The organism is Tsukamurella sp. M9C, from assembly GCF_020169415.1.
Taxonomy (GTDB): Bacteria; Actinomycetota; Actinomycetes; order Mycobacteriales; family Mycobacteriaceae; genus Tsukamurella.
Genome location: NZ_JAIULG010000037.1, coordinates 1 through 12,220, shown reverse-complemented (window position 1 = coordinate 12,220; position 12,220 = coordinate 1). Strand labels below are relative to the sequence as shown.

The window sequence follows — 12,220 nt, the reverse complement described above, 5'->3', positions numbered from 1 at the left end:
CCGCGGCGAGGCTGGACGCATGAGAAACCTTCTCCGCTACGGCTATCCACTGCTCATGCTCGTCGGCGTAAACGGCACGATCATCGCGCTCGCCGGATCGGGCGCCCCGAAGCTCACCCTGATCGGCGTGGTCCTGGTCGCGATCGCGCTGTCCTTCACCGCCGAGCGCGTCATCCCCTACGAGCGGGCGTGGAACCGCTCGCATGACGACGCAAGCCGCGACGTGGCGCACGTGCTGGTCAACGAGTCGCTGATGCTGGCCTCGCTCGCGGTGATCCCGCTGGTCGCGGCGCTCCGCGGCCCGGGGTCGTGGTGGCCGCACGCGCTGCCCTTCTGGGCGCAGGTCCTGCTCGCGGTGCTGGTCGCCGACCTCGGGATCACCGTGGTGCACATGGCCAGCCACCGGTACGGCTGGTTGTGGCGGCTGCACGCGGTGCACCACAGCGTGACCCGCTGCTACGGGCTCAACGGGCTGATGAAGCACCCGCTGCACCAGACGCTGGAGACGATCGGCGGCGTCGCGCCGCTGCTGATCCTCGGCATGCCCGTGCCGGTCGCGTCGGCGCTGGCGGCGATGGTCGCGGTGCAGTTGCTGCTGCAGCACTCCAACGCCGACTACCGCGTCGGGCCGCTGCGGTCCGTGCTGGCGCTCAACGAGGGGCACCGGTTCCACCACCAGCGCGAGGCCGGGGCGGGCGACGTCGACTTCGGGCTGTTCACCTTGCTCTGGGACCACCTGTTCGGCACGTACGTCCTCGATCGCCGCCGCCGGTTCACCAGCGCCGACCTCGGCATGGCGGCCAAGCCCGACTACCCCACGGGTTACGGCGCGCAGCTCGTCGTGCCGTTCACCGAGGCGGGCGGCTGCGGGGAGATGGGCCCGCTGCCGCGCCGGACGGTGCGCGACCGGCTTCAGTCGGCGGGGCGGCGGAGCAGGTAGACGTCCATGATCCAGCCGTGCTTCTCGCGGGCCTCGGCGCGAGTGCGGGCGATCAGGTCGCCCACCTGGCCGACCGGGCCGTCGAGGAGGATCTCGTCGGGCGTGCCGAGGTAGGCGCCCCAGTAGACGTGGTCCGTCGGCTCGGCGGTCTCGCGGAACGTGCAGTCCGCGTCGAGCATCACGACGGTGTTGCGGCCGTCGTCCTCGTGCAGGCGGCGGCCGGTGGTGATGTGGATCGGCTCGCCCACCCGGTTGAGCAGGATCGCGTGCGCGGCGGTCAGTGCCTGCACGCTGGTGATGCCGGGGATCACCTTCGCCGCCAGCGGGAGTGAGTCGGCCACGCGATCCAGAACCCGCAGCGTCGAGTCGTACAGCGACGGGTCGCCCCACACCAGGAAGCCGGCGTTCCCGCCCTCGGGGACGTGTTCGGCGATCGCCGCGGCCAGCGCGGCGGCCCGGGCGTCGTGCCACGCGCCGACGTTGGCGGCGTAGGCACCGTCGGGCCGCGAGGCGCCGCGCTCGGCGGACCGGTCCCGCGGCGGGTCGGGCACGAGCACGACGGGGGTGTCGGGCGCGTGCCGGTCGACGATCTCCTGCCGGATCCCGGTGAGCGTGCCCGCGTTCGGCTTGTCGAGGACGAACAGGGCGTCGGCGGCGCGCATCGCGTCGATCGCGCCCACGGTGACGTGCCCCGGGTCGCCGGCGCCGATGCCGATGACCAGAGCGGTGCGGGTCACGCGATCGGCTCGCTGTACATGTTGAGCGTGGCGGTGAGCAGGTCGATGCGGTTCTGCTTGAGGGTCTCGTTCTCCGGGTCGATCACGCAGTACGACGCGGTGCCCTCGTGCACGGCGAGCAGCGCGTAGCCGAGCGCCTCGGGCGCGGTGACCCGGCGGCCGGCCGCCTCGAGCACGTGCATCACGGTGGGGATCATATTGGCGAGCAGCATCTGCTGGGCGTCGCGGACCGTCTGATTGAGCTCGGGCGTGCGGGTGCACAGCGCCACGAAGTCGCCGTTCACGCGCTGCCAGCGCTCGTTGACGGGGATCGCGCGGACGGCCATCTCGATGAGCTTGCCGTAGTCGGCGCCCTGGACGACGTAGGTGTCGACGACCTTGGCCATGACGTCCATGATCCACTGCACGTGGAACCGCCAGACCTCGATGAACAGCTCCTCGAGGCTGGTGAAGTTGGAGTAGAAGGCGCCCCGGGTGAAGCCGGCCGCCTCGCACACCATGGTGACGTTCGTCGAGCCGTAGCCGTGCTGCGCGAACACCAGGTACGCCGCCCGGATCAGTCGCCGACGGGTCTTCGCGCGACCCCGGGGATCGTCCGTCGGTTGCAGCGCCGCGGTCATCCGGCCGTCCCCGTGGGACAGAATGTGCGTCGCTGTTCCATCGGCTCAGTGTACCCGTCGGTAGCCTCGGCTTCAGCGGTACTTCAGCGACCGCCAACCGCGACGACCTAGCGTTGTGGACATCACGTCGTAGGAGGTCCGCAATGCCCGATTCACCGCCCGCATCCGCATCCGGCGCGGCCCGGATCGCCGGGCTCGTCCTCGCCGTGGCGGGCGCCGTCGGCCTCGTCGTGGCGGCCTTCCTCACGTGGTTCACGGTCACGGCCAGGGCGCCCGAGGGCGTGCCGGGAGGCCTGCTGTCCTCGCTCGAGGCCCGGGTCAGCGGGATCGGCGCGGTCACCATGCCCGCGTTCGGCGGGGTCGACGTCTCGTCGTCCGTGCCGAACGACGTCGCGTGGGGCGGATGGGTCGCCGTCGGGCTCGCAGTGGCCGTCGTGTTCCTCGCGGCGGTCGCGGCCCTCGGGCCCGCCGGACAGCGACGCCTCGGCGCCGCGGGGGCCGTCGTCGTCGGCGTGGCCGGGATCGCCCTCGGCGTGTACGCGGCGGTCGTCCCCGTCGGCACGCAGACGGTGGCGGTCGAGGGCGTGAGCGTGCAGGTCGACACGAAGGCGGGCGTCGGCCCCTACGCCGTGATCGTCGCCGCCGTGGTCGCGACGCTCGGCGCCCTCGCACTGCTCCTCGCCCGACGGTCCGCCCCCGCCACCGTCGCGCAACCCGCGCCGCAGGCACCGCAGTTCCCGGCGTCGCCCTTCGGTCCCGCCGGCCAGACGTCCGGCGGTCCGATGACCGGCGCTCAGCAGCCCGGCGGCCAGATCCCGGGCGCACAGCTGCCCGGCGCCCCGCTGCCCGGGGCGCCGCTGCCGGCCGCGCCGATGCCTCCGCAGCACGCGCCGCAGCCACCGTCGAACCAGCAGTACCCGCCCGCGGACGGGGGCTGGGGCCGCCCCGTCGCGCCGCCGATGCCGGCGCACACGCCTCCCCCGCTCCCCGCCCCGGCCGCCGTGCCGGACGAGCAGACCCGGACCGCCGTGGCGCCGGTGGCGCAGCGCCGGCCGCAGCCCGACTGGGACCGGAACTGGCCCGGCACGGTGCCGCCGAAGCCGGGTCCGGTCACCCCGTCGGAGCAGCACACGCAGGTCGTGAAGCGGCCGCCGCGCCCGGTGAAGGTCTCGCCCAGGCCCGAGACCGAGGCGATCCCGCGCCGCGACCCGCGCTTCGACAGCCCGACGCAGCCCTGATCAGCCGGCGTCGCCCTCCAGCTCGGCGACGCGGGCGCGCAGTCGGTCGATCTCGGTCTGCAGCTCGGCCTCGCGCTCCGCGGCGACCTTCTGGTACGCCGCCCCGAGCTGCTTGATGTACTCGCGGTCGAAGCGCGGGATGATGCTGCGCTGGCAATTCCAGTCGAAGGCCTCGACGGCGATCTCGATGACCCGGCGGTCCGCGGTCTCGCGCACCGTGCCGCGCCCGAAGACCTTGAGCCGCACGCGCCGCGGGTAGTCGACGAAAAACATGGCGAGCCGGTCGTCGTCCGCGAGGTTGCCGAGGGTGACGAACTGGTTGTTGCCCGGGATGTCGATGAAGCCGAGCCGCCCCGTCGCGGGGTCGTGCTGCACGAAGCCCGCCGGGCCGCTGCGGTACTGCAGGTAGGGCCAGCCGTGCGGGGTGACGGTGGCGAGGCAGAACTGGTCGGCGCGGGTGATCATGAGCAGCTCGCGGTCGGTGAGGGCCTGCGGGCCGTCGTCGCCCCGCTCGAGCTGACGGCCGTACGCGACGTAGCTGCCGTTGCGGCGCTGGCGTTCCAGGGCGTCGTCGCCGAAGACCAGGTGGTGGTAGTGATTGTTCGGCACGGCTTCACGGTAGCGCGCACCGCTAGGATGGCTCCTCGTGGCGGACGAGATCGTGATCTACACCGACGGCGCGTGCTTGGGGAATCCCGGGCCGGGAGGCTGGGGCGCGGTGCTGCGCTTCGGCGAGCACCAGAAGGAGCTGTACGGCGCCGAGAAGGACACGACGAACAACCGCATGGAGCTCATGGGCGCCATCTCCGCGCTCGAGGCGATCACGCGGCCGATGCCGGTGGTGCTCTACACCGACAGCTCGTACGTGAAGAACGGCATCACCAAGTGGATCGCCGGCTGGAAGCGCAACGGCTGGAAGACCTCCGCCAAGCAGCCCGTGAAGAACGCCGAACTGTGGCAGCGCCTGGAGCAGGCCGCCGCGCAGTACGAGATCGACTGGCGCTGGGTGAAGGGGCACGCGGGCAACGAGGGCAACGAGCTCGCCGACCAGCTGGCCTCGCGCGGCGCGCAGGAGGCGCGGGACGCCTAGTCGCGCTCCGAACGTCGAGTTCTGCGACGACGGACAGGTCCCTGCGTGCCTCCGTTCCCGGAGAACGCGACGTTGGGAAGCAGGCGACGCTTCACGGGTCGTTGCGCGGGGCGCAGCCTCGGCGGCGCATCGGCCGTGCGGGCGCGGACCTTCGCCGAGGTAGCGCCGGGTGACGCGAACCGGCGGGTCCACTTCGTGCCGTTCCACCAGCGCATCCGCGCGGCGTCCTCGGGGTCGGGGTACCAGCCCGCGGGCGCGACGGGCGGCGGCAGGTCGACCCGGCGCGGCAGCGACAGGCCCGCGGGGACGCGGGTGGCGGGGAGCTTGAGGACGGGCACGCGACGGGCGGCGGTGGATTTGCGGCGGGTCCGCGCCGACGGGGCCACGCTCACCGTCACCGGCCCGACCTCGGTACTCGCGCGGATCGCCATACCCGGATCATGCCCCGGTCAGGCCGCGCTCAGCTCCAGAATCGCGATCTCCGGCGGCGCGGCGACGCGCACGGGCGGCCCCCACGCGCCGGCGCCACGGCTGGTGTAGACGGGCATCCCGTCGACGGATTCGAGCCCCTGCAGCGCGGGCTGCTGCAGCCGGACGAAGTACCGGAAGGGCCAGATCTGGCCGCCGTGCGTGTGCCCCGCGACCTGCAGGTCCGCGCCGCGCTTGGCGAACTCGCGGCCCTGCAGCGGCTCGTGCGCGATGGCCACCGTGAAGGCCGCGGGATCGACGCCGGCGAAGGCCGCGTCGTAGTCCACCTCGTGCGGCGCCTTGCCCGTCCGGTCGTTGGCGCCCACGAGCGTGACCGTCGCGCCGTTCCGCTCGAGCCGCGCCGAACCGTTGGCCAGCGGGACGACGCCGACGTCGCGCCAGCGCTGCACCCAGTTCACGACGTCGCCGGCGTAGTACTCGTGATTGCCGGTCACGGCGAAGACGCCGAGCGGGGCGCGCAGGTCGCGCAGCGGCGTCAGGTCGTCGCCGATCTGCGCCACCGTGCCGTCGATGAGGTCGCCGGCCATCAGCACGAGGTCGGGCCGCTGGGCGTTGGCCCGGTCGACGACGCCCTGCACGAAGCCGCGGCTGCGCACCGGGCCGGCGTGGATGTCGGTGATGAGCGCGACCTTGAGCGGGCCGAACGCGGCCGGCATCGAAGCGAGCTTCACTTGCGTGTGCGTCACCCGCGGCGTCGCGGCCTCGACCAGCCCGTACAGCGTGGCGGCGACGGCGCCGACCACGCCCACGAGGGCCACGGCGCGACGGAGCGGCGCACCGTCGACCCCGGGGCGGACGAGCCGCACCAGCCGGGTGAGCACCCACAGGACGCCGAGGACGAGCAGGGTGAGCAGCAGGTAGAAGATCGTCGCGAGCCACGTGAGACCGGCGGCGCTGATCCAGCGGACGCGATCGGGGGCGATCACGCCCGCGCCCGCGAGCAGGCCGACCGCGCTGCACGCCGTGAGGACCACGGCCACGGCGACGGCGACGTTCCCGGCGATGCGCGCCGGCCGGGTCGTCCACCGCCGGACCACGCGACGCTGCACGAGAGCCAGCGAGCCCAGCGTGACGACCAGAAGTACTGAGATGCCGATCGGCACGCGGCCAACCCCCTCGTGATGCTGCAAACTCGGACATCCGAATGTACCCGGCGGGCTCCGCGTGGCTAAACTCGTGCCGCACGCCCTCGTAGCTCAGTCGGATAGAGCGGATCTCTCCTAAAGATCAGGTCGCAGGTTCGATTCCTGTCGGGGGCACCAGTACGCGGTTACCGCCCGGAGATCCAGGACGGGATCGCAGGCCCCTCGACCCCGAACGCGGCCGCGATGTCCGCGAGGATCGTGTACGCGCCCTGCACGCTCACCGAACTGATCCACTCCCGGTCCTCGACCGTGACGACCTTCGGGACCAGAGACGCCCACAGGGGGTTGCGTTCGAACTCGCCCCGCGCGTCGGCGGCCTTCGCGCCGTTGGTCGCGACGAAGATCCTGGTACCGTCCGCCATCGGGATCTGCTCGGGGCTGATCTCCACCATGAGCTCGTCGACGTCCTGCGCCGCGGGCCGCGCGAGGCGCGCGTCTGCGATCACCATGCCCGTGAACGACTTCCGGCCGTACAGGCGTGTGGGCCCGCTGGTCACGAACCGCACGACGGAGATCGTCGCCTGCTCCCCGGCCTTCGCGCGCACCGCGCGCCCGACCTTCGCGGCTTCTGCCTCGTACTGGGTGAGACGCTCGGCGGCCAGCGACTCCTTGCCGAGGCTCTTCGCCAGGAGCGCGATGTTCTCTCGCCAGGTCTGCCCGGTCGTCTCGCTCATCACGGTCGGCGCGATCGCGCTGAGCTGCGAGTACTGCTTCTCGTGGCGGACCTTGGCGCTGACGATGACATCGGGGTCCAGCGTGGCGACGCGCTCCACCGAGGGCGCCGTCAGCGGGCCGACGCTGACCGCGCCCGCACCGAAGCTACGCGACGCGCCCAGGTGCTCGGCGAGGCCGCCGCCCTCGGTGCGGTAGTCGGTGTACCCGACCACCTGGGTCTCGAGCATCAGGGCCTGCTCGACGTAGGAGTCGTCCAGCGCGACGATCCGCTGCGGCTGAGCGGGGATGGTCGTCGTCCCCATGGCGTGCTCGACGGTCCGCGGGAAGCCCGCCCCCGGCGTACCGCTGCCCGCGGACGGGCCGGTCGGCGAGGCGCTGCCGCAGGCGGTGAGGGTTCCGATGGCGAGCGCGGCGATCGCGATCCGCACGAGGGACGACTTCATGGGCGGGCTCCGTTTCCGAACACGTCAGACGATGAGGGGAGCCTATCCTAGGTAGTCCGATATGCCCGACCGGTCCGGAAGCCTACTTCGCGCGCTTGGCGACCGCGTTCACGAAGTCCGCGAGCATCTGCTGCTCGGTGTCGGCCGACTGCGCAGTGCCGCTGGTGGCGTCCGCGATCCGCTTGAGGGCGGGCAGGTCGGCGTCCTTGCTGATGCCGACGGTGTGGATGTTGACCGGCCGCGCCGGGTCCACCAGCTTCTTCAGCTCCGCCACCAGCTGGTCGAGGGTGGTGCCGCCGTTCTTCTCGTTGCCGCCGTCGCTGAGCAGGATCAGCGAGTTCGAGTAGGCGGGGTCGAAGTCCTTGACCGCCTGCCGGTAGGCGGCGAGCGTCGTGTCGTAGAGGCCGGTGCCGCCGCGGACGCGGCCGGGCAGCGAGTTCACGCCGTCGAGCAGCAGCTGCCGCTGGGTCTTGTCCCCCCGCTTGTCGGAGAGGCGCGCGGTAGGGACGACCTCGGTCCAGTCCTTGCCGCCGTTCGTGGCGAGGGAGAAGGTCCACAGGCCGACGGCGTTCGCGTCGGGGATCTGGGTCACGACCTTGGTGAAGCCCGACGCGAGCATCCCGATGCGGGTGGTGTCGCCCACCTTCTCGTCCATCGAGCCGGAGGTGTCGACCACGACGAGCGCCTTGAGCGGCACCGCGAGGGTCGAGTAGGCCTGCTCGGCGTGCGCGAGCCGGGTCCGATCGGGGTCGGGGAGCGCCGTCACCGCGCCCACGCCGCCCGACGGTGCCTCCGCCAGCGCGGTGCCGCGCAGGCCGTCGCGCGCGAGGGCGGCGAGGCCGTCGCCGGAGGTGAAGGCCGCGGCGAGGCGCTTGCCGGCGTCGGTCGCGGCGGCCTGACGCTCGCCGGTGGCGGCGACGGCGAGCAGCAGCTCGTCGCGCGGGGCACCGGTCTTGGGGACGACGGCGGCGAGGTCGCCGCGTCCCTTCTTCGCGGCGAGGTAGGCGTACTCGGGCACGACCACGACGCCGCCGTCGGCGGCCGCGGCCGTGACGGGATCGCCGTCGACGCGCTTGGCGGCCTGGGCGTACTGCGCCAGGACGGCGTTGAGGGCCTGGTCGTCGCCGCCGCCGGGGCGGGTGGACTCGGCGACGGCCGCGACGACCGGCGCGTCGGCGTAGGGGGAATCGGCCGTGACCGCGCGGATCGTGGCCTGCGTCATGGCCTCGGACCAGCTCGCCGGCTGCGGGACCGCGGCGCCCGCCAGGACGATCGGGGAACCGGCCACGACGGTGGTCGGCAGGTCGCGGCCGAGCTGGGCGGAGACCGCCTCGGCGCGCGAGCGCGACGGGGCGAACCACAGGTCGGCGGCGCCGGCCTGCAGCCGACCCGCGGACTCGCGGTCCGGCGCCTCGGCGACCGCGATGGTGGTGCATCGATCGGAGGCGAGCGACGCCTGCGAGCGGAGGGCCGGAGCGAGCGCCGGATCGGCCATCACGGTGACGGTGCTCGACGCGCCGCAGCCCGCGAACTTCCCGCCGACGATCGCGACGATCCCGGCGACGAGCACCGCGACCAGGCCTGCTCCGACGAGAAGCCGCGCGACGTTCCTGCCGCGCGGCTTCTCCGCGGCCGGTTCACCCGGCGCGTAATGACGACCCATGAGTGCGGTGTCGCCCTTTCTGAAGGTTGAACTACTGCTGCTGGTCCTGCTGGCCCTGCTGGCCGCCGGCGAACTTCTTCGCGGCGTCCTGCGCCTTGTCCACCTGCGCGGAGTACTTGCCGCCGGTCTTGCCGTCGATGAAGTCGCCGGCCTTGTCGATGACGCTCGGGTTCTTCCCCAGCGCCTGCTTGGCCTTGTTCGCGAGATCCTTGAAATCCATGCGTGCCAGGCTAGCGGACCGTCGACCACCAGTCGTGCGTACCAGGCATGATCGCGCCCGCGGGGCCCGCGCCGGCACCGTCGACCCGGCCGCCCGGCATGGGGATGATCGTGGCGACCCCGGCCTCCTCCGCGGCGGCGAGGAGCCGCTCGACGGGCTCGGACCAGTCGTGGAAGGCGAGGTTGAACGTGGCCCAGTGCACGGGTACGAGCGGGGCGCCCGGCTTGGCGATCATCGCGTGGATCGCGACGGCCTCCTCCGGGTTGGTGTGCACGTCGGGCCAGAGGGGGTCGTAGGCGCCGATGGGCAGCAGCGTGAGGTCGAACGGGCCGAAGTGGTCGCCGACCAGCTTGAAGCGCTCGGTGAAGCCGGTGTCGCCGCCGAAGAAGACGGAGTGCTCCGGGCCGACGAGCGACCAGGACGCCCACTGCGTGGAGTTGCGGGTGAGGCCGCGGCCGGAGAAGTGCCGGGCCTCGGTGCACACGACCTTGACGCTCTTCCCGTCCCTCGTCAGCGTGTGCGCCTGGTCCCAGTCCAGCTCGACGATCCGGTCCTCGGGGACGCCCCACGCGCGCAGGTGCCCGCCCACGCCGACGGGCACGCAGAAGGGCACGTCGCGGTCGCGGGTGAGCTCGTCGATGGTGGGCAGGTCGAGGTGGTCGTAGTGGTCGTGGCTGATGATCACCGCGTCGATGTGCGGCAGCGCGCTCAGTGCCACGGGAACGGGGTGCAGCCGCGCGGGGCCGATCGTCGGCGACGGCGACACCCGCTCGCCCCAGACGGGGTCGGCGAGGATCCGGAAGCCGTCGACCTCGATGAGCACCGACGAGTGCCCGAACCAGGTGACGGCCAGGTCGGAGGGCTGTTCCGGGCTCGGGTCGGCGGCCAGCGGGATCGGGCCCGACGGTGCCCCCACCCCGTGCCGGGCCCGGCCCACGACGCCGCGCGCGATCTTGGCCGCGTCGAACCGCTGGTGCGGGCTGTCCGGATCGGTGTTGGTGTACACGGTGTCCACCTGCGCGCCCATCGACCGCTTCAGGCCGCTCGCGGCGCGGATCCCCGCGGCGCCGGCGATACCGGCGGCCGCGCCCGCGGCGAAGGTGACGACGTTCCCCAGCCGCATGATCAGCGACCCGTGAAGCGGGGCTCGCGCTTCTCGATCCGGGCCATGATGGCCTCCTTGAGGTCCTCGGAGTCCCACACCGCGTGCAGGCGCTCGATCTCCTCCTCGGTGGCCGGCTCCAGCGCGACGTCCGACTTGAACAGCGCCTTGTAGTTCTGCAGCGACAGCGGGGCGAGCTTCGCGATGCCGCGGGCGAACTCGAGCGCCGCCTCGCGGTCGCCGATCGCGTTGGCGAAACCCAGGTCCAGCAGCTTCTCGGCGCCGATCTTCTGCGCGGCCATCAGCACACCGCGGGCGTGGCCGCCGCCGACGAGGTCCTCGAGGCGGCGCAGCGTCCACTTGTCGATGGTGACGCCGAGCTTGGCGGCGGGGATCGCGATCGTCGCGCTGGGATCCAGCACGCGCAGGTCCGCGAGCATCGCCATCTGCACGCCCGCCCCCACGGCCGGCCCGTTGACCGCGGCGACCAGGATCTGCTTCATCGCCTCGACCCGGCGGTAGAAGCGGATGACCCGCTCCATGAAGTTCTTGTCCAGCACCGCGCCCGATCGCAGATCCGCCCCCGCGGAGAACACGGTGCCCTGCCCCGTGAGCACGATGACGAAGACCCCGTCGGCCTCCGCGCGGTCGAACGCCGCCTCCAGGCCGTCCATGATCTCGGGGTTGAGAGCGTTCCGCGCTTCCGGGCGCTGGAACTCGATGACGGCGACCTTCTCCTCCAGCGTGTAACCAATCATGGCAGGCAATCTACGCTACGGGGGTGAAGGATGTCGTCGTGGTCGGTGCTGGCCAGGCCGGTCTCTCGGCCGCCTACTTCCTCCCCAGGTTCGGTATCGAGAATTCTATTGTTCTCGATCACAACGCCGGTCCCGGGGGCGCGTGGCGGCAGCGCTGGCCGTCGTTGACGCTCCGCTCGGCGAATCACGTCCATGACCTGCCGGGCTGGGGTCTGCAGGACGCGCTGGGCACCGACTGCGATGACGTCCCGGCCGCCACCGGCGTCGCGCAGTACTTCGGCGACTACGAGAAGCGGTTCGACATCGACGTGCACCGGCCCGCCCACGTCGCCTCGGTCTCGCGCTGCGACGAGGGCTACCTCGTGGCCGGGCACGGCGCCGAGGGCCCGTTCGAGTATCGGACCGCCGCGGTCATCAACTGCACGGGCACGTGGGACCGGCCGTTCTGGCCGACGGTGGCGGGCGCACCGTCGTTCCGCGGGACCCAGTTGCACGCGCACGACTACCGCACCGCCGAGCCCTTCGCGGGGAAGCGGGTCGCCGTGGTCGGCGCAGGGATCACCGCGGTGCAGCTGCTCCTGGAGATCGCCGAGGTCGCGGAGACGTCCTGGTTCACCCGCCGCGAGGTGCAGTGGGACACCACGCCCTTCGACCCCGACAAGGGGCGTCGCGCCGTGGCGCGCGTGGAGGAGCGGGTGCGGGCGGGCCTGCCGCCCGGCTCCGTGGTCTCGGTGACCGGACTGCCCATAACCGAAGCCATGCGCCGCGGCATCGAGGCGGGGGTGCTGGTCCGGCGCCCGATGTTCGCCTCCCTGACGCCCGACGGTCCGCTGCTCGCCGACGGAACGCTCGTGCCCGCGGACGTGATCCTGTGGTGCACCGGCTTCCGCTACTCGATGGACCACCTCGCGCCGCTGAACCTGCGCTCCCCCGGCGGCGGCATCGTCATGACCGGCCGGCTCGCGACCGAGGTCGCCGGCGAGCCGCGGCTGCACCTGCTGGGCTACGGCCCGTCCGCGTCGACGATCGGGGCCAATCGCGCTGGGAGGGAGGCGGCGAAAGCGATCGCCGAGGTCGTCGGCGGGGCGCTGGGTACGGGC

14 protein-coding genes and 1 tRNA gene are annotated in these 12,220 nt (G+C 72.5%); 5 read left to right on the top strand and 10 right to left on the bottom strand.

Features of this window, described 5'->3' with window-relative positions:
• Positions 1–19: 19 nt before the first annotated feature.
• Entirely contained in the window at positions 20–940 is a 921-nt protein-coding gene (locus LB823_RS16685; RefSeq protein ID WP_224648911.1) for a sterol desaturase family protein, read from the top strand.
• Here LB823_RS16685 and cobF read toward each other — a convergent pair.
• Both cobF and LB823_RS16675 read right to left on the bottom strand, forming a co-directional pair.
• The gene (cobF, locus tag LB823_RS16680) at positions 913–1,677 is read right to left on the bottom strand and encodes a precorrin-6A synthase (deacetylating) (RefSeq protein ID WP_224648909.1); all 765 of its coding nucleotides are present in this window, start codon (positions 1,675–1,677) and stop codon (positions 913–915) included. The two genes, LB823_RS16685 and cobF, sit on opposite strands and share 28 nt — an antisense overlap.
• Positions 1,674–2,297, bottom strand: a complete 624-nt coding sequence (locus LB823_RS16675; RefSeq protein WP_224648907.1) for a TetR/AcrR family transcriptional regulator — start codon at positions 2,295–2,297, stop codon at positions 1,674–1,676. Before LB823_RS16675 ends, cobF begins: the two co-directional genes overlap by 4 nt.
• A gap of 143 nt (positions 2,298–2,440) precedes the next feature.
• On the opposite strand from LB823_RS16675, the gene LB823_RS16670 reads away from it, so the two are divergent.
• Positions 2,441–3,535, top strand: a complete 1,095-nt coding sequence (locus tag LB823_RS16670) for a hypothetical protein (protein ID WP_224648905.1) — start codon at positions 2,441–2,443, stop codon at positions 3,533–3,535.
• Here LB823_RS16670 and LB823_RS16665 read toward each other — a convergent pair whose 3' ends face one another.
• Entirely contained in the window at positions 3,536–4,144 is a 609-nt protein-coding gene (locus LB823_RS16665) for a pyridoxamine 5'-phosphate oxidase family protein (RefSeq protein ID WP_224648903.1), read from the bottom strand.
• A 37-nt stretch (positions 4,145–4,181) separates the two neighbouring features.
• Here LB823_RS16665 and rnhA point away from each other — a divergent pair, with 37 nt between their 5' ends.
• Entirely contained in the window at positions 4,182–4,625 is a 444-nt protein-coding gene (gene rnhA, locus LB823_RS16660; protein WP_224648900.1) for a ribonuclease HI, read from the top strand.
• On the opposite strand, the gene LB823_RS16655 is transcribed toward rnhA, so the two are convergent.
• Positions 4,622–5,056 (bottom strand): DUF2510 domain-containing protein, encoded by a 435-nt coding sequence (locus tag LB823_RS16655; RefSeq protein WP_224648898.1) that lies wholly within the window; start codon positions 5,054–5,056, stop codon positions 4,622–4,624. The two genes, rnhA and LB823_RS16655, sit on opposite strands and share 4 nt — an antisense overlap.
• An 18-nt stretch (positions 5,057–5,074) precedes the next feature.
• Entirely contained in the window at positions 5,075–6,217 is a 1,143-nt protein-coding gene (locus LB823_RS16650; protein ID WP_224648895.1) for a metallophosphoesterase, read from the bottom strand.
• Positions 6,218–6,299: 82 nt separating this feature from the next.
• Between LB823_RS16650 and LB823_RS16645 the strand changes: the two genes are divergently transcribed.
• A tRNA-Arg gene (locus LB823_RS16645) sits at positions 6,300–6,376 on the top strand.
• Positions 6,377–6,384: 8 nt separating this feature from the next.
• Here LB823_RS16645 and LB823_RS16640 read toward each other — a convergent pair.
• The 5 genes from LB823_RS16640 to LB823_RS16620 all read right to left on the bottom strand — a co-directional run bounded on the left by LB823_RS16640 (position 6,385) and on the right by LB823_RS16620 (position 11,120).
• Positions 6,385–7,377 carry an ABC transporter substrate-binding protein gene (locus LB823_RS16640; protein WP_224648892.1) on the bottom strand — a complete coding sequence of 331 codons (993 nt, stop codon included), beginning with the start codon at positions 7,375–7,377 and terminating at the stop codon, positions 6,385–6,387.
• 82 nt (positions 7,378–7,459) lie between these two features.
• The gene (locus LB823_RS16635; RefSeq protein ID WP_224648890.1) at positions 7,460–9,040 is read right to left on the bottom strand and encodes a VWA domain-containing protein; all 1,581 of its coding nucleotides are present in this window, start codon (positions 9,038–9,040) and stop codon (positions 7,460–7,462) included.
• A gap of 31 nt (positions 9,041–9,071) precedes the next feature.
• Positions 9,072–9,260 (bottom strand): antitoxin, encoded by a 189-nt coding sequence (locus tag LB823_RS16630; protein WP_224648888.1) that lies wholly within the window; start codon positions 9,258–9,260, stop codon positions 9,072–9,074.
• Positions 9,261–9,270: 10 nt separating this feature from the next.
• Positions 9,271–10,383 (bottom strand): MBL fold metallo-hydrolase, encoded by a 1,113-nt coding sequence (locus LB823_RS16625; RefSeq protein ID WP_224648875.1) that lies wholly within the window; start codon positions 10,381–10,383, stop codon positions 9,271–9,273.
• Positions 10,384–10,385: 2 nt separating this feature from the next.
• Positions 10,386–11,120, bottom strand: a complete 735-nt coding sequence (locus LB823_RS16620) for an enoyl-CoA hydratase (RefSeq protein ID WP_224648873.1) — start codon at positions 11,118–11,120, stop codon at positions 10,386–10,388.
• A 23-nt stretch (positions 11,121–11,143) separates the two neighbouring features.
• On the opposite strand from LB823_RS16620, the gene LB823_RS16615 reads away from it, so the two are divergent.
• The coding region (locus LB823_RS16615) for an NAD(P)-binding domain-containing protein (protein ID WP_224648870.1) at positions 11,144–12,220 on the top strand (1,077 nt) is incomplete at its 3' end.